The sequence below is a fragment of the Streptomyces sp. NPDC002144 genome, from assembly GCF_053593695.1.
In genome coordinates this window covers 45,119-65,453 of sequence record NZ_JBSFDB010000002.1, presented here as the reverse complement: position 1 = coordinate 65,453, position 20,335 = coordinate 45,119, and the positions used below count along the sequence as shown (strand labels likewise).

The 20,335-nt window shown below is 72.0% G+C and carries 15 protein-coding genes; 7 read left to right on the top strand and 8 right to left on the bottom strand.

Annotation, left to right across the window (positions count from 1 at the left end; genetic code table 11):
* Positions 1 to 127 precede the first annotated feature (127 nt).
* Positions 128 to 1,936 (top strand): M4 family metallopeptidase, encoded by a 1,809-nt coding sequence (locus ACWCQ1_RS02720; protein WP_133048691.1) that lies wholly within the window; start codon positions 128 to 130, stop codon positions 1,934 to 1,936.
* An 18-nt stretch (positions 1,937 to 1,954) separates the two neighbouring features.
* Here ACWCQ1_RS02720 and ACWCQ1_RS02715 read toward each other — a convergent pair whose 3' ends face one another.
* Entirely contained in the window at positions 1,955 to 2,689 is a 735-nt protein-coding gene (locus tag ACWCQ1_RS02715; protein ID WP_358602130.1) for a hypothetical protein, read from the bottom strand.
* 95 nt (positions 2,690 to 2,784) lie between these two features.
* On the opposite strand from ACWCQ1_RS02715, the gene ACWCQ1_RS02710 reads away from it, so the two are divergent.
* From ACWCQ1_RS02710 to ACWCQ1_RS02695, 4 genes are read left to right on the top strand one after another with little or no spacing between them, the layout of a single operon-like run.
* Entirely contained in the window at positions 2,785 to 3,972 is a 1,188-nt protein-coding gene (locus tag ACWCQ1_RS02710) for an ROK family transcriptional regulator (protein WP_358602133.1), read from the top strand.
* A gap of 26 nt (positions 3,973 to 3,998) precedes the next feature.
* On the top strand, positions 3,999 to 5,795 hold the full coding sequence (locus tag ACWCQ1_RS02705) for an alpha-galactosidase D (RefSeq protein WP_451025693.1): 1,797 nt from the start codon (positions 3,999 to 4,001) through the stop codon (positions 5,793 to 5,795).
* A gap of 20 nt (positions 5,796 to 5,815) precedes the next feature.
* The gene (locus ACWCQ1_RS02700) at positions 5,816 to 8,179 is read left to right on the top strand and encodes a glycosyl hydrolase family 95 catalytic domain-containing protein (RefSeq protein WP_451025692.1); all 2,364 of its coding nucleotides are present in this window, start codon (positions 5,816 to 5,818) and stop codon (positions 8,177 to 8,179) included.
* Positions 8,176 to 9,414, top strand: coding sequence for an SGNH/GDSL hydrolase family protein (locus tag ACWCQ1_RS02695; RefSeq protein WP_451025691.1), 1,239 nt, complete (start codon positions 8,176 to 8,178; stop codon positions 9,412 to 9,414). Before ACWCQ1_RS02700 ends, ACWCQ1_RS02695 begins: the two co-directional genes overlap by 4 nt.
* 13 nt (positions 9,415 to 9,427) lie before the next feature.
* Here ACWCQ1_RS02695 and ACWCQ1_RS02690 read toward each other — a convergent pair whose 3' ends face one another.
* The 5 genes from ACWCQ1_RS02690 to ACWCQ1_RS02670 form a co-directional block, all read right to left on the bottom strand.
* A complete protein-coding gene (locus tag ACWCQ1_RS02690) occupies positions 9,428 to 12,382 on the bottom strand; it encodes a helix-turn-helix transcriptional regulator (RefSeq protein ID WP_451025690.1) in 2,955 nt (984 codons plus the stop codon).
* Positions 12,383 to 12,472: 90 nt separating this feature from the next.
* A complete protein-coding gene (locus ACWCQ1_RS02685) occupies positions 12,473 to 12,826 on the bottom strand; it encodes a UBP-type zinc finger domain-containing protein (protein ID WP_358602148.1) in 354 nt (117 codons plus the stop codon).
* A complete protein-coding gene (locus ACWCQ1_RS02680) occupies positions 12,823 to 14,280 on the bottom strand; it encodes an ATP-binding protein (protein WP_451025689.1) in 1,458 nt (485 codons plus the stop codon). Before ACWCQ1_RS02680 ends, ACWCQ1_RS02685 begins: the two co-directional genes overlap by 4 nt.
* Entirely contained in the window at positions 14,277 to 15,953 is a 1,677-nt protein-coding gene (locus ACWCQ1_RS02675) for an FAD-dependent oxidoreductase (protein WP_133048700.1), read from the bottom strand. Before ACWCQ1_RS02675 ends, ACWCQ1_RS02680 begins: the two co-directional genes overlap by 4 nt.
* A gap of 136 nt (positions 15,954 to 16,089) precedes the next feature.
* Positions 16,090 to 16,683 (bottom strand): TetR/AcrR family transcriptional regulator, encoded by a 594-nt coding sequence (locus ACWCQ1_RS02670; RefSeq protein ID WP_358602154.1) that lies wholly within the window; start codon positions 16,681 to 16,683, stop codon positions 16,090 to 16,092.
* Positions 16,684 to 16,828: 145 nt separating this feature from the next.
* On the opposite strand from ACWCQ1_RS02670, the gene ACWCQ1_RS02665 reads away from it, so the two are divergent.
* Entirely contained in the window at positions 16,829 to 17,761 is a 933-nt protein-coding gene (locus tag ACWCQ1_RS02665) for an SDR family oxidoreductase (RefSeq protein ID WP_358602157.1), read from the top strand.
* A gap of 25 nt (positions 17,762 to 17,786) precedes the next feature.
* Here the strand turns inward: ACWCQ1_RS02665 and ACWCQ1_RS02660 are convergent, their stop codons facing one another.
* On the bottom strand, positions 17,787 to 18,143 hold the full coding sequence (locus tag ACWCQ1_RS02660) for a VOC family protein (RefSeq protein WP_358602160.1): 357 nt from the start codon (positions 18,141 to 18,143) through the stop codon (positions 17,787 to 17,789).
* Between the two features lie 61 nt (positions 18,144 to 18,204).
* On the opposite strand from ACWCQ1_RS02660, the gene ACWCQ1_RS02655 reads away from it, so the two are divergent.
* Positions 18,205 to 19,077, top strand: coding sequence for a universal stress protein (locus ACWCQ1_RS02655; RefSeq protein ID WP_451025688.1), 873 nt, complete (start codon positions 18,205 to 18,207; stop codon positions 19,075 to 19,077).
* A 1-nt stretch (position 19,078) separates the two neighbouring features.
* On the opposite strand, the gene ACWCQ1_RS02650 is transcribed toward ACWCQ1_RS02655, so the two are convergent.
* The gene (locus ACWCQ1_RS02650) at positions 19,079 to 20,314 is read right to left on the bottom strand and encodes a DUF4032 domain-containing protein (protein ID WP_451025687.1); all 1,236 of its coding nucleotides are present in this window, start codon (positions 20,312 to 20,314) and stop codon (positions 19,079 to 19,081) included.
* Positions 20,315 to 20,335: the final 21 nt, after the last annotated feature.

Here is a 20,335-nt window from a genome sequence, read left to right as displayed (position 1 = left end):
TACATGGACATGACTCGTCCATAAGGGTTTCGAACTGGGGCCCGACCAGCCCCCATGGCGGACAACCAGGCCATGCGTCAGGGCGGTTGGCGAAAGCGGCCGTCCTGGAAGGAAGGAACCCCTATCAGTGCGTAGACCGCACATACGCAGCGTGGCGGTCGCCGTCGCCGTGACGACGGCCGCCACGGGCCTTGCGGGCACCGCCTTCGCGGGCCCGGACACGGGGACAGCCCATGCTGCAGCCGCCACGACCTCGGCCGCGTCCGTGGTGTCGGCGGCCCGCGCCGCCGCCTTCGCCCACACCGCCGCGACCGGCGTCTCCCAGGGCGACGAACTGCACGCCCAGGACGTGATGATCGACCCCGAGGGCGCGCGGCACGTCCGGTTCACCCGGACCCACCAGGGCATGACCGTCCTCGGCGGCGACCTCGTCGTCCACCTGAACCGGCAGCTGTCGTACACCGGGGTCACCCGGGCCGCCGACCACACCGTCAGGCCCGCCGCGGCCAGTGCCGCCAAGCTCTCGGCCGACGAGGCCGAGCGGAAGGCCGCGGCCGTGGCCAAGGGCGACGCCGGCACCGCCCGCCTCGTCGTGGACGCCCGCGACGGCGCATCCGCCCTCGCCTACCAGGTCACGGTCACCGACAGCGGCACCACCGAGGGTGCCGGGGCCCGGACCGTCGTCATCGACGCCGTCACCGGCAAGGTGCGCAGCAACACGCCGAACAACGACGAGTTCCTCTCGCCCGAGCTGCTCGACACCCTGCGCGAGCGCGGTGAGATCGCCGACCCCGCCACCGGCATCGGCGCGCGGAGCGCCTCGCTCGCCTCCGCGGCGGCCTCGTCGTCCGCGGCGGCCGCCGTGCACTACCCGCGCACGGCCAAGGGCACCGGCAAGTCCCTCTTCGTCGGCCCGGTCCCGCTGACCACCACGCAGACGGCCCGCAGGACCTTCGTGCTGAAGGACCCGACGCGGTACGGCACCGAGACCCGGGATGCCAAGGGCACCTACACGGAGAGCTTCGCCCGCGGCAAGCAGATCACCACCAGCAACGACGTCTTCGGCAACGGCGCCACGTCCAGCCGCAACAGCGCCGCCGCGGACGCCCAGTACGGCATCACCAAGACGCTGGACTTCTACCTGAAGACCTTCGCCCGCAGGGGCATCGCCAACAACAGCAAGCCCGCCAAGGGCATGGTCCACTGGGGCAGCAAGGTGGCCAACGCCTTCTGGGACTCCGACTGCGGCTGCATGCTGTACGGCGACGGTGACGGCGACATGTTCAAGAAGCCGCTCGTCGTGCTGGACGTCACGGGGCACGAGCTGACCCACGGCGTGGTGGACGCCACCGCCAAGCTGGAGCCCACCCGGGTCGACGCACAGGGCAACCAGTACGGCGAGCCCGGCTCGCTGAACGAGTCCCTGGCGGACATCTTCGGCTCGAACGTCGAGTTCTTCACCAACAACCCGAAGGACGCGCCGGACTATCTCATCGGCGAGAAGCTGGGCCTCGCGCAGAAGTTCCTGCGCCGCCTCGACCACCCCTCCCTCGACCGGCTCGAGGGCACGGTGGACTACTGGCAGCCCGAGGTGTACGACGCGGAGGTGCACGCCGGTTCCGGTGTCTCCTCGCACGCGTACTACCTGCTCGCCGAGGGCAGTGGCCAGAAGACGATCGGCAGCGTCAGGTACGACTCGCCGACCTACGACGGCTCCACCGTCAAGGGCATCGGCCGCGCCAAGGCCACGGCGATCTTCTACCGTGCGCTGACCCGCTACATGGTCTCCACCACCGACTTCCACGACGCGCGTGTCGCGACGCTGAAGGCGGCCAAGGACCTCTACGGGGCGAGTGGCGTCGAGTACCGGACGGTGGACCAGGCCTGGGCCGCCGTCAACGTCAGCGAGGCCAACACGCCGGCCGACCGGCACTGACGCCGACGCCGGAGGCGCTCAGAGCCACTGCCTCTCCACTTCCTCCGACACCGTGAACCCGGCGTCGCAGGAGGGGCAGTGGGCTCTGCCGAAGACATACGTCAGTGCGTGCGCGACCTCGTGCTGCCCTGCCGCCACGGCCTCGCGGTGCAGGCGCGCGCCGATGCCGTCGAGGCGGTCCGGGGCGATGGGTGTCAGCTCCGCCCGCCCTTCCGTGTCCCGCGCGCCCGGCCCCGTCACGTAGTCGCCGGCCGCGCAGAAGCAGCCGTAGGAACCGAAGGCGACGAACAGGCCGTCCTCGCAATCCGGGCACTGGAGCTCGTACTCCTCGTTGACCACGCCCTCCAGTGCCTCCGCCCACACCCCGGCGTCCTCGAAGGCCAGGACGGCCATCTGCAGGTACACGAAGTCACCGGTCCCCGGCGTGGCGAGCAACGCGCGTGCCACCCCCAGCAGTTCGGCGATCTCGGGGGCGTACCGCTCCCGGCGCCCGGGGTCCGCGTCCGTCGTGATCAGGCCGGCCATGAGCACCGCCTGTATCGGCTCGCCCGGGGCCCGCCCGAGAGCGATGTCCGCCAGGACCGGCATCGCCGCCCAACTCGCCTCGTACACCGACCCCTGATGGCACAGCGCGGACCACAGATCCGTCCACACTCTGTCGTCCTCCGTGCCCCCGAGCTGCGCGAACAGTCCGGGGATGTCCTCGGCGCTGCCGTAGGCGTGGGTCAGCTCGCCCCAATTGATCGTCGTCATGCGGCGATTGTGCCCGCCGGGTCTGACAACGGGGCCACGGACGAATCCTGCTTCTTTTATTGACGGTGGAAAAGAAGCCCTCTAGGTTCCCGGTCATGCGCCCGACCCCTCGTGTCGAGACGTTCCCGGCGAACACGCCGGCCGCCTCGCAGATCTTCACCACGGTCCTGTCCCACGGACCGCTCACCCGGCTGGAGGCGGCCCGGCGGGCGGGTCTGTCGCCGGCCGCCGTCACCAAGGCGGTCAAGCCCCTGATCGAGGCCGGGTACCTGGTGGAGGACGCGGCGGACGAGGGCCGGCCGACGCTCGGGCGGCCCGCCAACCCGGTGCGGGTCGACGGCGCACGGGCGTTGTTCCTCGGGGTCAAGGTGACCGGCGACGAGATCATCGCCGTCCTCACCGACCTGTGCTGCCGTGTCCGCGCAGACCGCCGTCTGCCGCTGGCCGACCGCGGCACCAAGTCCGTCCTCGCCGACATCGCACGACTTGTCGACGAACTGCTGCTGTCCGCCGACGCGTTGGGCTCCACCGTGCAGGGCCTCGGGATCGCCGTCTCCGGCGATGTGGACCGCGCCGAGGGCGTCGTACGCTACTCGCCGTTCCTGGAGTGGCGGGACGTCCCGCTCGCTGAACTCGCCGCCATGACCTGCGGGTTGCCGGTCACCGTGGACAACGACGTACGGGCCCTGACCGTGGCCGAGCAGTGGTTCGGCGAGGGCGTGGGCCTGTCCGACTTCGCCGTGGTGACCGTCGGCGCCGGAATCGGCTGCGGTCTGGTGGTGCATGGACGGGTGATCTCCGGTGCGCACGGCGTGGCCGGCGAGATCGGCCATGTCACCGTCGACCCGGCCGGACCGGCCTGCCACTGCGGCAACCGGGGCTGCGTGGAGGCGATCGCGGGGGAGGCCGCGATCGTCCGCCAGGTCCGCGCCGCCACCGGCCGCCAGGTCGCCGACGCCACCGAGGCCGTCGCGCTCGCCCACCGCGAGGTGCCGGGCGTGCGGGAGGTGTACGCGCGGGCCGGTGAGGCCATCGGCCGGGGCATCGCCACCGTCGCCAACCTCCTCGGCCCCGAACGCGTGATCATCTCCGGCGAGGGCCTCGCCGCCCACGACCTCTTCGCCGAGCAGATCCGCGACGCCTTCACCGCCGCCGCCTTCGGCTCCGCCGCCCAGTGCGACGTACTCACCCGTCCGCTGCCCTTCGAGGAATGGGCCCGCGGAGCCGCCGCCACCGCCATCCAGTCCTTCATCTCCTCAGATCACCCGCAGCCGAGCCGCTGATCCGACTCCCCCTGGAGGCACGACCCATGAGGTCTTCCTCGTACTCCGCCCTGCCCGCACGCACCCTGAGAGCCGCGGTGGTCCTGGCCCTCGCCGCGGGCGCCGTCACCGTCGCCCCGGCGGCCCACGCCGGAACCACCGCGCCCACCCTCGCCGCCAAGCCCTACATGGGCTGGTCGAGTTGGAGCATGCAGTCCTCCAAGTACCCCGGCCTCAACCCCGACGGCGACTACAGCTACCTCACCGAGGCCAACGTCACCAAGCAGACCGACGCCCTGGCCGCCAAGCTGAAGAAGTACGGTTACGACCACGTCAACATCGACGCCGGCTGGTGGCGCGACACCACCTGGAAGCCGGAGTACGACCAGTACGGACGCCAGAAGGCCGACCCCGAGCGCTTCCCCAGCGGCATGAAGGCCGTCGCCGACCGCATCCACGCCAAGGGCCTCAAGGCCGGCATCTACCTGCCCGCCGGTCTGGAGAAGGAGGCGTACGGCGACGGGAAGACGCCGATATGGAACGCCGACGGCTGCACCACCGCCGACATCGTCTACGGCGACCTGCGCACCACCAACGGCTGGGACAGCTCCTACAAGCTCGACTTCTCCCGCCCCTGCACCCAGAAGTACATAGACTCCCAGGCCCAGTTGATCGCCGGCTGGGGCTATGACTTCCTCAAGCTCGACGGCGTCGGCCCCGGCTCCGGCAAGAGCGGTGACCAGTACGACAACGTTGCCGACGTGGCCGCCTGGAACAAGGCCATCGCCGCCACCGGCCGCCCGATCCACCTGGAACTCTCCTGGTCCCTGGACATCGGACACGCCGCCGACTGGAAGAAGTACTCCAACGGCTGGCGCATCGACACCGACGTCGAGTGCTACTGCAACACCCTCGTCAGCTGGGAGAACTCCGTCGACGACCGCTGGGACGACACCCCCGGCTGGACCAGGTACGCAGGCCCCGGCGGCTGGAACGACCTCGACTCCCTCGACGTCGGCAACGGCGCGATGGACGGCCTGACCAAGGCCGAGCGGCAGAGCTACGCCACCCTGTGGGCCATCGCCAAGTCGCCGCTCTTCACCGGCGACGACCTCACCCGCCTCGACTCCTACGGTCTGTCCCTGCTGACCAACAAGGAAGTCATCGCCCTCGACCAGGGCGCCACCCCGCCGGCCCGGCCGATCACCCCGTCCGACCCGCAGCAGGTGTGGGCCGCGAAGAACCCCGACGGCAGCTACACCGTCGCCCTGTTCAACCTCGCCGACAGCCCCGCCGCCGTCTCCGCCTCCTGGGCCTCCCTCGGCTTCACCGGCACGGCGTCCGTCCGTGACCTGTGGAACCACGAGAACCTCGGCAGCCTCAAGGACAAGGTCACCGATGCCCTGCCCGCCCACGGCTCCCGCCTGTTCACCGTCACCCCGCACGGCAGCGCGCTCGCCTTCACCGGCTACGAGGCCGAGTCCTCCGCCAACACCCTCGCCGGCAACGCCTCCGTCGCCGACTGCTCCGCCTGCTCCGGCGGCAAGAAGGTCGGCAACCTCTACCTCGGCGGCAAGCTGACCGTCAACGACGTCGTCGTCCCCAAGGCCGGCACCTACCAGGTGAAGATCGCCTACGTCAGCGGCGACGCCCGCTCCGCCGCCGTCTCCGTCGACGGCGGCGGCGCGACGAACCACAAGTTCCCCTCCACCGGCGACTGGGGGACCGTCGAGACGGTCAGCGTGCCGTTGACCCTCAAGGCCGGCTCCAACACGATCACCTTCGACAGCGGCACCAGCTACGCACCGGACATCGACCGGATCGACGTCCCGAAGTCTTCCTGACCGAGCCTGAAGGAGCCGCAGTGAACACCGATCCCGCCCGCCTGCTTCCCAGACGCGACCTGCTCGCCGCCACCGCCGCCGGAGCCGCCCTGGCGGCACTGCCCGCCTTCACCGCCTCGGCCGCACCCCAACGGCCCGCCGACCCACCCCGGATCACGACGAGTTCGCACGACGAGCTGTGGTGGCAGGCCCCCGCCGACGACAACTCCATGATCGAACAGGGCCTCCCCGTCGGCAACGGCCGCCTCGGCGCCCTCGCGAGCAACGACCCCGGCCACGAGGTCCTGCTCGTCACCGACGCCACACTGTGGACCGGCGGCCTCAACGACACCCTCGACGCCGACGGCCAGTTCCCCTACGACCGCGACCACTTCGGCTCCCTCACCCTGCTCGCCCGGCTCACTGTCGACATCCCCGACCACGACCTCGGCGCCGTCTCCGGCTACCGACGCACCCTTGACCTCGCCCGGGGCGTGGTGACGACGTCGTACGTCCGCTCGGGAGTCACGTATCAGCGGCAGCTCTTCGCCAGCCGGCCCGACGACGTGATCGTGTTGCACCTCACCCAGAGCGGGGGAGGCCGCTACACCGGCACCGTCACGCTGGAGGGCACGCACGGCGAGGGCGCCGGAATCTCCTTCGGTGCCGCGTTCGCGAACGGCCTCGAGTACGGGGCCGCCGTGACCGCGTACGGCACCGGCGGCCGCGTCACCGTCAGCGGCCCGCACATCTCCTTCGCCGGCTGCAAGGACCTCACCGTGGTGGTGAGCGGCGGCACCAACTACGCGCCGGACGCGGCCCGGGGCTACCGCGACCCCTTCCTCGACCCCCGGCGCCTCGCCCGCACCAAGGTCACCGACGCCGCCGTGCACTCCGCGGACACCCTGCTGCGCACCCATGTCACCGACCACCACGCGCTGTTCGGGCGGTTCGGTCTCTCGCTGGGGACCTCAACCGCCCAGCAGCGTTCCCTCGACACCTGGGAGCGGCTGCAGGCCCGGGCGCGCGACGGCGAACCCGACCCCGAACTCGAGGCCGCCTACGTCCAGTTCGGCCGCTATCTGATGATCTCCGGGTCGCGCGGCAGCCTGCCCCTCGGGCTCCAGGGGCTGTGGCTGGACGGCAACGATCCGGACTGGATGGGCGACTACCACACCGACATCAACATCCAGATGAACTACTGGATGGCCGACCGGGCGGGCCTGTCCGCCTGCTTCGACGCCCTCACCGACTACTGCGTCGCCCAGGTGCCGTCCTGGACCGAGCTGACCCGCCGGCTGTTCGACGACCCCCGCAACCGCTACCGCAACTCCAGCGGCAAGAACGCCGGCTGGACCCTCGCCATCTCCACCAACCCCTACGGCGGAGGCGGCTGGTGGTGGCATCCGGCGGGCAACGCCTGGCTGTGCAACTCCCTGTGGGAGCACTACGAGTTCACCCGCTCGCGCGCCCATCTGGAGAAGATCTACCCGCTGCTCAAGGGCGCCTGCGAGTTCTGGGAGGCCCGGCTGCTCACCACGACCCTGTCGGGCAGCTCCAAGGAGGTGCTGATCGCCGACAGCGACTGGTCGCCGGAACAGGGACCCCTCGACGCGAAGGGCATCACCTACGCCCAGGAGCTGGTGTGGGCGCTGTTCGGCAACTACTGCGTGGCCTCGGCCGAGCTGAAGCGGGACGGCGGCTACGCGGAAACCATCTCCGGCCTCCGCAAAAAGCTGTACCTTCCCCAGGTGAGCCCGAAGACCGGCTGGCTCGAGGAGTGGATGTCCCCCGACAACCTCGGCGAGACCACCCACCGTCATCTCTCGCCGCTGGTCGGCCTGTTCCCCGGTGACCGCATCCGCCCCGACGGCTCCACCCCGTCCGACGTCGTGGCCGGCGCCACCGCCCTGCTCACCGCGCGCGGCATGAACAGCTTCGGCTGGGCCAACGCCTGGCGGAGCCTGTGCTGGGCCCGCCTGAAGAAGGCCGACAACGCCTACCAGCTGATCGTCACCAACCTGCGCCCGTCGGTGAACGGCGGCAACGGCACCGCGCCCAACCTCTTCGACATCTACGAGACCAGGCCGGGCCGGGGCATCTTCCAGATCGACGCCAACTTCGGTACCCCGGCGGCCGTGACCGAGATGCTGCTGTACTCGCGGCCGGGCCGTCTGGAACTCCTCCCGGCCCTCCCGGACGCCTGGGCCGCCTCCGGATCGCTCACCGGAGCCCCGGCGCGCGGCGGCTTCGTCGTCGACCTACGCTGGCAGAACGGGAGGCCGACCGAGGCACGCATCCGCAGCGTGGGCGGCCGTACGACGACGGTCGCGTTCGGCGGCTCGTCGCGGACCGTGACCGTAGCGCCCGGAGGGTCCGTGACGATCAAGGACTTCGCGCGGTGAGGGCCCGGCACAGACGGGCCGTCCGGCTCGCCGCCCTCCTGCTGCTGGCGGGCGCCTTCCAGGCGTCACCGGTCGAGGCATCCGGCCGGCAGCCCGCGTTCGCGGTGGTGGGGGCGCCCGCCGACAGGCGGGACGTCGTCACCTGGGGCGCGAGCGCCGACCGGATCGGCGACGCCGTGCCCGACCGCGGCTACCGGCTGATCGTGCACACCGGCGTCGGCGGCACCGACCTGCGCGTCCGGCTCTCCAACGCCTTCGGGGACCGCCCCGTCACCTTCGACAGCGTCTACGCCGGCATCCAGCAGACCGGCGCCGCACTGGTCCACGGCAGCAACCGCCGCCTGACCTTCGACGGCGCCCGGTCGATCACCATCCCCGCGGGCGCCGCCGCCCTCAGCGACCCGCTGCCCGGACGGCTGCCCGACGCCACCAACCTGGTCGTCAGCATCCACTCGCAGGACGCGGCGGGCCCGGCGACCGGCCACGGAATGGCCATGCAGACCTCGTACCTCAGCCTGGGCGACCACACCGCCGAGGAGGGGGCGGCCGACTGGACGCAGACGACCGGCTCCTGGGCCTATCTGGACTCCGTGTCCGTACGACCGCACGCGGGCACCGCGGCCGTCGTGGCGCTCGGCGACTCCATCACCGACGGCTGGCAGTCCACCAGCGACCTCAACCGCCGCTGGCCCGACTACCTCGCCCGCAGGCTGGAGAAGACGCACAGCGCGGTCCGGGGCGTCGCCAACGAGGGGATCTCCGGCAACCGGGTCCTCGCCGACGGCGGCGGCCAGAGCGCCCTGAACCGTCTGGAGCGCGACGTGCTGTCCCAGCCGGGCGTGCGCACCGTCTTCCTCTTCGAGGGCGTCAACGACATCAAGAGCCACAGCGGTGTCACCGCCCGGAACCTCGTCGCCGGCTACCGCGAGATCGCCCGCCGTGTCCACGCGGCCGGCAAGTGCGTCGTCGGCGCCACCGTCGCCCCCTTCAAGGGCTGGTCGGAGTGGGACCCGGCGGCCGAGGCCGTACGCCAGGAGGTCAACGCCTACATCCGCAGCAGCGGCGACTTCGACGCGTACACCGACTTCGACCACATCCTGCGCAGCCCCTACGACCCGGAGCGGATCCTGCCCTTCTTCGACGGCGGCGACCATCTGCACCCCAACGACAAGGGAATGCAGGCGATGGCCGACGCCGTCGACCTCACCGAGCTCGACTGCGCCGGACGCGGGTGAGCCGCGCGGCCCCTCAGCCCGAGGCCGTCTGCTCGGGCGCGATGAGACCCTCCCGGTAGGCGATCGCCACCGCCTCCGTACGGCTCGTCGCGCCCAGCTTCGCCAGGATGTTGGAGACGTGCACGCTCGCCGTCTTGCCGCTGATGAACAACTCCTCGCCGATCTGCCGGTTGCTGCGGCCGAGCGCGAGCAGCCGCAGCACGTCCTGCTCGCGGGCGGTGAGCGGCGAGGTCCGCTCGCCGTCCGCCGGTGCGTCGGCGAGACGGCCGCGGCGTATCAGGGCGTCGAGCCGCTGAAGCAGCGGCGCCGCGCCGAGGTGTTCGGCCGTCGCCCGCGCCTCGCGGGCATGGTCGGCCGCCTCCGCGCGCCGATCCGCCGCCAACAGGGCCTCCACGAGCCGGACCTGGCAGCGCACCCGCTCGTACACGTCCCCGTAGGAGAACGCGGCCACCGCCTTCTCCCAGGCCGCCGCGTCCGGACCGGAGACGGCCCGCGTCCACTCCGCCTCGGCCCGCGCCAGCCACGCCACGCCCTCCGGGCCCTGCGGCAGCCCGTCCTCCCCGTGCCCGGCCACACCCCGCGCCAGCTCGACCAGTTCGTCCGCGGTGTCCTTCCACCGCCCGGGCGCGTCACCGGCCGGCCGCGACTCGACCGCCGCGTCCGCGACCGCGCCCAGCGCCAGCGCCGCCAGTCGCACCGTCACATCGGGGCGGCTGCCCGAGCCGTCGCCGAGGGCGTCCGCCGTCTCCCGCGTCCGCCGCACCGCCTCCTCCGGGTCGCCCCGCAGGACGGCCGCCTCCGTCAGCGCGATGCCGGCGACCAGCGTGCCCATCCAGTCGAAGGGCCCCTCCAGCAGCGTCCGGGCCCGCTCGGCGGCCGACAGGTCACCCCGGGCCAGGGACACGTACAGCGCGGGCCCGGACGCGTACCCGCCCGCCGCCGGCAGCACCGCGGCATCCGTCGCCGCGGCCCGCAGACACGCGTCCCAGTGGCCCAGCGTGTACAGCACCAGCAGGTGCAGATAGCGCAGCTCCAGCGGGTACGGCGACGACAGCAGCCCGGTGCGACGGGCGCGCTCCAGGCCCTCGGTCACCCAGGGCAGGCACCCCTGGAGGTCACCGGCCTCGAAGCAGCCGACGGCGAGGTTGAACAGGGCGCGCATCTCCACCGGCGCGTTCCCCGAGCGCCGGGCCAGCTCCCGGGCCGCCTTGAGCCGCTCGCGTCCCTCGGGGGTGCGGCGGCCGCCGCTCTCCAGGATCGCCAGGGAGACCAGCAGGTCGGCCTGCGCGTCCCGCACGCCCAGTTCCTCCGCCACGTGCAACGCCTGGCGGGCCACCCGCAGCGCCGTCCCGTTCTCCCCGACCTGGCGGGCCGCCAGGACATGGGTGGCCGCCGCCCACACCCAGGTCCGGGTCGGCGGCTCGGCGGGGATCAGCGCCAGCGCCTCGCTGCTGTAGGCGAACGCGGCGGTCAGGCTGTCCACGTCCAGCAGGTTGCCGGCGAGGGTGTAGCGGACGCGGGCGGCGAGTTCGGAGTCGGCGTCCTGGCCGATGTGGGCGAGCGCGGAGCGGGTGAGGGACACGGCCCGGTGCGACTCGCCGGCATGTCGGGCCGCCGCCGAGGCGCGCAGTGTCAGCGGCACCCGGTCCAGGCCGTCGCCCGCCGGGCGGTCCGCCGCGTCGACGGCGTCCCACAGGTCGAGGGCGGTTTCCAGGTGCCGTAGTTCCTCGGCGGGCGCGCCCACGCGCTGGGCGTGGTCGGCGGCCTCCAGGGAGGCGGCGAGGGCCTCGGCCAGGTCGTGGCTCTCCCGGTAGTGGTGGGCGCGCTCGGCCGCGCTCTCGGCCCGGTGGCCGCACACGGACAGCAGCCGGGCGAACGCGCCGTGCAGCCGGGCCCGTTCGCCCGGCAGCAGGTCCGCGTACACCGCCTCGCGGGCCAGCGCGTGCCGGAAGGCGTAGGTGTCGCCGGTCCCGGGGACGAGGAGCTGCCGGCCGATCGCCTCGCGCAACGCCGACTCCAGCTCGTCCTCGGGCAGGCCGACCGCCTCCCGCAGCAGGTCGTGCTCCACCCGCCGCCCGGCGACGGCGGCCGTGCGCAGCACCCGCTGGGCCGTCTCCGACAGCTGCTCGATCCGGATGAGCAGGACGTCGGCCAGCCCGCTGGGCACTCCGCCCGCCCCGGTGTCGGTCGCCGCGAGCAGTTCCTCCGCGTAGAAGGCGTTGCCCTCCGCCCGCTCGACGATCCCGCGGACCGTGTCCTCCGGCAGCGGGCGGTCCTGGAGGGCCCGCACCAGGCGGGTGACGTCCGCGTCGCCCAGGGGCCGCAGTTCGAGCCGCTCCACGGCCGGCAGACGAACCAGCTCGGCCAGCAGCGGCCGCAGCGGGTGACGGCGGTGCAGGTCGTCCGCGCGGTAGGACGCGAGGACGGCGAGACGGTGGGTCGGGGCGCCACCCGCCGGGCGCTGGAGGATGCCGCGGCTGAGCAGGAACCGCAGCAGGTCGCGGGAGGACTGGTCCGCCCAGTGCAGGTCCTCCAGGACCAGCAGCAGGGGCACGCGGTCGGAGAGGTCGGCCAGCAGTGCGGCCATGCCCTCGAAGAGCCGCAGCCGGCCGCCCGCGTCCCCCGAGGCGTCCGTCCCCGCGCCGAGCAGCCGGTCCACCACGGGATGCGCGGCCAGCACCTCGGCGCACCGCTCGTCGTTCGCCAGCAGCCCGAGGATCTCCGTGAACGGCAGATACGGCAGACCCACGTCTCCGAGGTCCACGCAGTGGCCGGTGAGCACGGCCATGCCGGCCGCCGACGCCCGGCCGGCGACCTCGTCCAGCAGCCGCGTCTTGCCGACCCCGGCGTCCCCCGCCACCAGCACCGCCCCCGCCTCGCCCCGGCGGGCGCGCTCCAGCACCTCGCCGAGTCGGGCGAGGTCTTCGTCGCGGCCGATCAGCGGCGTGGTGAAGGCGTTCTCAGACACGCATCCATCCTGGCACGCGGCACTGACAGCGCGGCTGGGACAGGGGGTGCCGGACCGGACGTGCGAGGGCGCGTGAGGCCGTCGGAGGGGTCAGGACCGCAACACCCGCGCCCAGTCCGCCGGGACCCGTCCCGCCGGCCCCGGTGCGGGCTGGTCCTCGGGGTGGGCGACGGGCGGTGCGAGGTCGGGGCCCGACTCGTACAACTGAGAGCTGTCGAAGTCCCAGAACCACTCCTCACCCGGCTCGAAGCTGCGGATCACCGGGTGCCCGGTCTCCCGGTAGTGCGCGGTCGCGTGCTTCGCCGGGGAGTCGTCGCAACAGCCCACGTGCCCGCACTGCGCGCAGCGCCGCAGATGGAACCACCAGCCGCCCGCCGCGTCGCACTCGACGCACCCGCTGCCGCTCGGCGGGACGCTGGGGTCGATTCCGTTGCCGCTGGTCATGCGGGCTCCTCGGGTGTCTCGTCGGCCGTGGCCGTCAGCGGAAGCAGGACCTGGAAGCGGGTGTCGCCGGGCTCCGACTCCACCTGCAGGGTCCCGTGGTGCTTGTTGACGACGATCCGCCAGGAGATGTCGAGGCCCAGCCCGGTGCCCTCGCCGACCGGCTTGGTGGTGAAGAAGGGGTCGAAGATGCGGTCGCGGATCTCCGGGGACACCCCGGGCCCGGTGTCGCGGAACTCGACCAGCAGCTGGTCGTGCTCCAGCGCTGTCCGTACCGTCAACGCGCCCTCTCCGCCCGCGCTGTTGATGGCGGCGACCGCGTTGTCGATCAGGTTGGTCCACACCTGGTTGAGCTCCGCCGGGTAGGCCGGGATCTTCGGGAGCGTACGGTCGTAGTCCTTGACGACCTTGATCCGCTCCCCGATCTTGCCCGAGAGCATCAGCAGGGTGCTGTCGAGGAGTTCGTGCACGTCGACGACCTGGTAGGGGGCGCGGTCGAGCTGGGAGTACTGCTTGGCGGCGTCGACGAGGTGCGAGATGCGGGCCGTGGAGTCGGTGATCTCGTCCATCAACAGCTCGGTCTCGACGGTGTAGTTGAGCCAGCCGATCGCGTTCGGCAGGAGGTCCTCGTCCAGGGCCGTGGCGACCTGGTCCAGCCAGTCCACGTCCAGGCCCGCCTGCACGAAGGTCGGCGCGATCCGCCAGCCCTCCTGGATGTCGTGGTCGTCCAGCCAGTCGCTGAGGGCGTCCTCCCGGTCCGAGGCCTCCAGCGGGCTCAACGTCGGTGCCTTGGCGACGCGTTCGGCGGTGCGCTCCTGGATGTCGATGAGGTTGGCCATGACCTCGGGCGAGTAGTTGCCCTGGGAGATGATGGCCAGTTTGTGCCGCATCTTGCCGACCCGCTCGCGCAGCGTCGCGGTGGCCCGCACGGCCGCCGCGGCCGGGTTGTTGAGCTCGTGGGTCAGACCGGCCGACAACGAGCCGAGCGCCAGCAGCCGTTCACGCTGCCCGACGGCCCGCTGGGTGTTCTTCGAACCCCAGAACAGCCCCTCCAGCAGATGGACCGCCATCGGGAACTCCGCCGCCATGAAGTCCGCGAACTGCTCCGCGGGCAGCACGAAGAACCGCGAAGGCTCCGTCACCCGCATGGAGTTGGCGTAGACCTGGCGCACGCGGTCCCCGAGGTAGGCCTGCATGGCTCCCGCGTACACCCCGGGCTGGGAGGTCCGTGAGACCTCCACGTCGTCGTCGCCGACCCGCCGGGACAGCACGACCGCGCCCTCGATCATCACGTAGAAGCAGGTGGCGGGCTCACCCTCGGTGTAGACGGGCCCGGGGTCGAAGCCCTCGACCCGGCCCTTGCTGCACAGCTGCCCCAACTGCTCCGCGGAGAGATTCTCGAACAGGAACAGCGACCCGATCTCCTGCGGGCTGCACGGCAGCAGCCGCCCGCTCACGACTGCTCCAGATAACGGTGGACGAGCATCACGGCCATGGCTCCCTCTCCGACGGCGGACGCGACGCGCTTGGCGGACTCGGCGCGCGCGTCGCCCGCCACGAACACGCCGGGAATGTTGGTCTCCAGGTGGTACGGCGGCCGGTCCAGCTCCCAGTCCGCCGGCGGCCGTCCGTCGGCGGTCAGGTCGGGCCCGGCCAGGATGAACCCGTGCTCGTCGCGCAGCACGGTGCCGTCCAGCCAGTTGGTGAGCGGGGCGGCGCCGATGAACACGAACATCCACTGCGCGTCGACCAGTTCGGTCTCCCCGGTGTCCATGTCGCGCAGGGTGAGCTGTTCGAGGTGGTCCGAGCCGTGCGCCGACTCGACGACGGTCCGCGCCCGCACCGAGATGTTGGGTGCCTCGTTGATCTGCTGGATCAGGTAGTAGGACATCGACGCGGACAGGTCCGCGCCGCGCACCAGGAGGGTCACCGACTTGGCGCCGCGCGAGAGGTACATCGCCGCCTGCCCGGCGGAGTTGGCGCCGCCGACGATGTACACGTCCTGCCCCTGGCAGGAGGCGGCCTCGGTCAGCGCCGAGCCGTAGAACACCCCGCAGCCGGTCAGGTCGGTGCACCCCGGTGCCTCCAACTGCCGGTAGGACACTCCGGTCGCCAGGATCACGCTGTGCGCGGCGACCGCCGACCCGTCGGAGAACCGTACGGTCCGCGCACCGCCGTTGACCTCGAGTCCCGTCACCTCGCGCGCGGTGAGGATCTCGGCGCCGAACTTCGCGGCCTGCCTGCGGGCCCGGTCGGTGAGCTGCGCCCCCGACACGCCGTCGGGGAAGCCGAGGTAGTTCTCGATCCGGGAACTCTGCCCCGCCTGTCCGCCGGTCGCCGACCGCTCCACGAGCACGGTCCGCAGGCCTTCCGAGGCCCCGTACACGGCGGCCCCCAGTCCGGCGGGTCCGCCGCCGATGACGACGAGGTCGTAGAAGTCCGCGGCCGGTGTCGTCGCGAGCCCCACCTGGGCGGCGAGTTCGGGCGCCTCCGGCTCGACCAGGGTCGCCCCCTCCGCCGTGATCACCAGCGGGAGCCGCTGCCCGTCCTGCCCGGCCGCCGCCAACAGCCGCTGCCCCTCGGGCTCCTCGGCCGAGTACCAGCGGTAGGGCACCTGGTTGCGGGCCAGGAACTCCCGTACGTCGGAGGAGCGCGCCGACCAGCGGTGGCCGACGACCTTGGTGCTGGGCACCGAGCGGAAGTCACTGCACCGCCACGCCTCGAGCAGGTCGTCCAGCACCGGGTAGAGCTTCTCCTCCGGCGGGTCCCACGGTTTGAGCAGATAGTGGTCGAGATCGACGACGTTGATCGCGTCGATCGCCGCGTTCGTGTCCGCGTACGCGGTCAGCAGCACCCGCCGCGCTCCCGGGTACACGTCGAGCGCCTGCTCCAGGAACTCGATGCCGTTCATCTGCGGCATGCGGTAGTCCGCCAGGATCACCGCCACGAGATCACCGCGCAGCTTCAGCTCCCGCAGCGCGTCCAGTGCGGACTCTCCGGACTCCGCGCGGACGATCCGGTACGACGCGCCGTAGCGGCGCCGCAGGTCCCGGGCGACGGCCCGGGACACTCCCGGGTCGTCGTCCACGGTCATGATGACGGTCCGCGCTGCGTCGGACGCCTGTGCCATACGTCTCCCACCCCGAGGTCGGACTGACGGCACGGCGTCCCCGTACCGCGCCGGCTCCCGCCCATCGTATGTTCGATCGCCCTGGTTCGCTCCGGGATAAAGAAGCCGGTGTGAAGATCGACTGCCGCTCCCGGATTCAGGCGCTCGCTGCGGCCTCGGTACCGAGGGCGGCGGCGCGGTCCTGCAGGTCGCGCAGGGCGGTGTGCGCGATCTCGGTGTACGGCTGTTCGTTGCCGGGCTCGGTCCAGCGCGCGAAGGCCGTGGTGAAGGCGAGGACGCCCATCTCGGCGGCCAGGCGTGAGGTCGTGTCGTCGATGCCCCGGTCGCGCAGCGCTGCACCGATGGCCTCGGAGAGCCGGGCGAGCTTGAGCAGTTCGCGTTCCCGCAGCTCGGTGTGGGCCGTGGTCACCGCCCGCCGCTGCCGGGCCAGATCCTGACGTTCCGGCGTGAACACAGGGGCGACGGACTCCAGTGCCGCGGTCAGGCATCCGGCGACGGTGGTCTGAGGCGACGCGCCCCGGATCACCTCGGCGAAACGCTCCGCCAGCTGGTCCCGGTTGCCGAACACCACCTCGCGCTTGTCGGCGAAGTGCCGGAAGAAGGTGCTCTTGGTCAGTCCGGCGCGGTCCGCGATCTCGGCGACGGTGGTGGCGTCGTAACCGCGCTCGACGAACAGGGCCAGTGCGGCGCGCTCCAGGCGTTCGCGTGCGTTCGGTTCCCATCGGGCCATGGGGCCCATCCTAGGTGACAGGACCAAGTCCCATGACTTTGCCCGAAGTCATGGCACCAAGTCTCATCACCTTGCTACGGTGATGAGACCGAGTCCCATCACGGGGCCTGGCCTCCTCGCATTCCATTCCCTTCCAGGAGCCTCCATGCGTGTTTTCGTCACCGGCGCGTCCGGACACATCGGTTCGGCGGTCGTCGCCGACCTCCTCGCGGCCGGGCACGAGGTCGTCGGCCTCGCCCGCTCGGACACCTCCGCGGCGGCCGTCGCCGCCCTCGGCGCGACCGTGCGCCGCGGCGATCTCGACGACCTCGATGGTCTGCGGGAAGCCGCCGCTCAGTCCGAGGGCGTCATCCATGTCGCTTTCAAGCACGACCTGATGTCGACCGACTTCGCCGCCGCCGTCCGCACGGAACTCGCCGTCGTCCACGCGCTCGGCGACGTGCTGACCGGCACCGGAAAACCGCTGGTCACCGCGTCCGGCATGGGGGTGCCGGAGGGCCTTGGCCGGCCGTTCACGGAGGAGGACGCCGCGCCGCCCAGCACACCGGAGGAAGCGGGTACACCGCGCGCCCGGGCCGACTCCGAGAACGCCGTCGTCGGTTTCGCCGAGCGGGGCGTACGCTCAGCGGTCGTACGGATCCCGCCCATCACGCACAGCAGCCGGGACCGTCACGGCCTGACCACCATGCTGGTCGCCATCGCCCGGCAGAAGGGCTTCGCCGGTTACCCCGGGGACGGGACGAACCGGTGGCCGGCCGTGCACACGCTGGACGTGGCCCGTCTCTTCCGGCTGGTGCTGGAGAAGGCGCCGGCCGGTACCCGGTGGCACGCGGTGGAGGGTGAGGGGATACCGCTGCGGGAGATCGCGCAGGGCATCGGCGACGGCCTCGGACTGCCCGTCAAGAGCGTGCCGCTCGACGACGTGCGGTCCCACTTCGGTCCGTTCCTGTCCACGGTGATCGCCCGTGACCTGCCGGCGTCCACGCGCACGACCCGCAGCGTCCTCGGCTGGGAGCCGACCGGGCCGGGACTGCTCGACGAGTTCGCGGCGGGCACCTACTTCACCGAAGGCGACTGACCGCGAACCCGCCGGACGGGTCGGTTCAGCTCCGCCGTGGACCGAGCACGCAGAACTCGTTGCCCTCCGGGTCCACCAGAACCACCCACGACTCGTCGCCGGACTGTCCGACGTCCGCGTGCCGTGCGCCGAGGGCCAGCAGCCGGGTCACCTCGGCGTCGCGGTCGTCGGGGCGGAAGTCCAGGTGCAGCCGGTTCTTGACCGTCTTGGCCTCCGGCACCGGTACGAACAGCAGCCCCGGCAGACGATCCTTCTCGGGGCGGATCTCGAACTCGTCGGCCGCGTCGTTGACCACGACCCACCCGAGCGCCTCGGTCCACCACCGTCCGAGGGTGACGGGATCGGCGGCGTCCACGATCACTTGCTCCCATTCCAAGGTCATGGGGCAAGAGTAGAGAAGACTGTCACCGACGACATGACCACGACACTGGGAGGCATCCCCCATGACGCGCCCGATCACCGCAGGGGTCGACGGAACCGAGGAGAGCCTGGCCGCGCTGGACTGGGCGGCCAGGGAGGCGGTCCGCCGGGGGCTGGCGCTGCGGGTGGTGCAGGCCTGGCGGTTCCAGCCGTACGACGCGATCGACGCGGCGGACCGGCAGACGCAGGAGGGGTGGGTGCGGGGCGCGGTGGACGAGGCGGCCAAGGCCGTCACCGCCCGCCACACCGGCCTCGAGGCCAGCACCGAGGTGCTGGAGGGGGAGACGGTCGACACGCTCGTCGCCGCGGCGGCGGACGCCGAGATGCTGGTGCTGGGCTCACGCGGCTACGGGCCGGTGGTCGGCTTCCTGCTCGGGTCCGTGGGACAGCAGGTCATCGCCGAGACCGCCCGGCCGGTGGTGCTGGTGCGGGCCGACGACCAGCCCACCGCCGAGGCGGCGGGACGGGAGATCGTCGTCGGCCAGCAGGGCGAGGCGGAGGACAGCGCCGAGGCGCTGCGATTCGCCTTCGGGACGGCGGCCGCCCGCGGGGCCGGCGTACGGGTGGTACGGGCCTGGACGCTGCCCCCGGTGTTCGCCTACAGCCCCGGCTCGATGCACCTCCTCGACGAGGCGGGCGGACTGGAGCCGTTCGAGAAGAAGGCGCTGGCGGCGGCGGTCGCGCCGTGGCGGGAGCGCTTCCCGGACGTGCCCGTGGTCGAGCACGTCGAGATGGGCAGTGCCGCGCAGGTGCTGCTGTCGGTGGCCGCGCGGGCCCAGCTGATGGTCGTCGGGCGCCGTGCGCACCGTACGGCCGTAGGGGCGCGCATCGGCTCGGTGGCGCACGGGGTGCTGCACCACGCGGGCTGCCCGGTGGCCGTGGTCCCGCACGCCTGAGTCACTCGGCGGTGGCGTGCTGCAGCGTCTCGCGGGCCTTGGGAAGGATGTTCTCGATGTAGTCCTGGACCGCCGTGTCCAGCCCGATGTCCTGCTGCGCCCGCTCGGACAGGTACCAGCGGTGTTCGAGCAGCTGGTGGTAGATCTCGGCCGCGTCCATCGTGCCGCGCAGCTCGGGCGGAACGGCCCGGACCGTCGGCCGGAAGACGTCGCGCACCCAGCGGTGGGCCAGCACCTCCGGGCGCGCGGCGAGCGGGTCGCCCGGGGCGTAGTCGTCCTGGGTGGCCATCCAGCTCTCCAGGTCGTTCAACAGCCGCCGGGCCTGGTTCTCCTCGGTGTCCAGGCCTGTCAGGCGCAGCAGTTGGCGCTGGTGGTGGCCGGCGTCGACGACTTTGGGGACGAAGGTGACGGTGTCGCCGTTGGAGGAGTGCTCGATCTGCATCTCGGCCACGTCGAAACCGAGGTCGTTGAGACGGCGTATCCGGCGCTCTATGAAGTGGTACTTGCCCGCCGGGTAGACGGAGGTGCGGGTCAGCTCGTCCCACAGGCCGCGGTAGCGGGCGCAGATCTCCATGCCGAACTCGATCGGGTCCACAGACGGGTGCAGCGCCCCGGACGCCTCCAGGTCCAGCAGCTCGCCGCTGATGTTCACCCGGGCGAGGTCGAGGTCGTACTCCCGCTGCCCGGTGCTGAGCTGGGGGTGCAGGTCGCCGGTCTCGGCGTCGACGAGGTAGGCGGCGTAGGCGCCGGCGTCCCGCCGGAAGAGGGTGTTGGACAGGGAGCAGTCGCCCCAGGCGAAGCCGGCCAGGTGGAGGCGGACCAGCAGCACGGCCAGGGCGTCCATGAGGCGGTGCATGGTGGCCGGGCGCATCGTCGTCTCGAACATCGAGCGGTACGGCTGCGAGCCGCGCAGATGCCGGGTGATGAGCACGGGCTCCAGAGGGTCTCCCGCGTCGTCGGTGCGCCCGGTGACCACCGCCAGCGCGTCCACCGCGGGGATGCCGAGCCGGTCCAGGTCGCGCAGCAGCTCGTACTCGCGCAGGGCGGGGCGTTCGGCGAGCTCCTTGACGGCGATCACCTCGTCGCCGGCGCGGGCGTAGCGCACCACGTGCCGGGAGATGCCGCGCGGCAGCGGGACCAGATACTCCTCCGGCCACTCCTCCAGGGGCAGCTGCCACGGCAGTTCCAGCAGGAGCGCGGGGTGCTCCGGGTTCGTCGCGCTGATCTGCAGTGCCATGAGGTGCGTGTCCTTGCCTCG

What these genes read in the sequence shown, in the direction of transcription:
- ACWCQ1_RS02715 (WP_358602130.1), bottom strand. Translation starts at nt 2,689, where the DNA reads ATGACGACGATCAATTGGGGCGAGCTGACCCACGCCTACGGCAGCGCC.
- ACWCQ1_RS02710 (WP_358602133.1), top strand. Translation starts at nt 2,785, where the DNA reads ATGCGCCCGACCCCTCGTGTCGAGACGTTCCCGGCGAACACGCCGGCC.
- ACWCQ1_RS02705 (WP_451025693.1), top strand. Translation starts at nt 3,999, where the DNA reads ATGAGGTCTTCCTCGTACTCCGCCCTGCCCGCACGCACCCTGAGAGCC.
- ACWCQ1_RS02685 (WP_358602148.1), bottom strand. Translation starts at nt 12,826, where the DNA reads ATGACCAGCGGCAACGGAATCGACCCCAGCGTCCCGCCGAGCGGCAGC.
- ACWCQ1_RS02675 (WP_133048700.1), bottom strand. Translation starts at nt 15,953, where the DNA reads ATGGCACAGGCGTCCGACGCAGCGCGGACCGTCATCATGACCGTGGAC.
- ACWCQ1_RS02670 (WP_358602154.1), bottom strand. Translation starts at nt 16,683, where the DNA reads ATGGCCCGATGGGAACCGAACGCACGCGAACGCCTGGAGCGCGCCGCA.
- ACWCQ1_RS02665 (WP_358602157.1), top strand. Translation starts at nt 16,829, where the DNA reads ATGCGTGTTTTCGTCACCGGCGCGTCCGGACACATCGGTTCGGCGGTC.
- ACWCQ1_RS02660 (WP_358602160.1), bottom strand. Translation starts at nt 18,143, where the DNA reads ATGACCTTGGAATGGGAGCAAGTGATCGTGGACGCCGCCGATCCCGTC.
- ACWCQ1_RS02655 (WP_451025688.1), top strand. Translation starts at nt 18,205, where the DNA reads ATGACGCGCCCGATCACCGCAGGGGTCGACGGAACCGAGGAGAGCCTG.
- ACWCQ1_RS02650 (WP_451025687.1), bottom strand. Translation starts at nt 20,314, where the DNA reads ATGGCACTGCAGATCAGCGCGACGAACCCGGAGCACCCCGCGCTCCTG.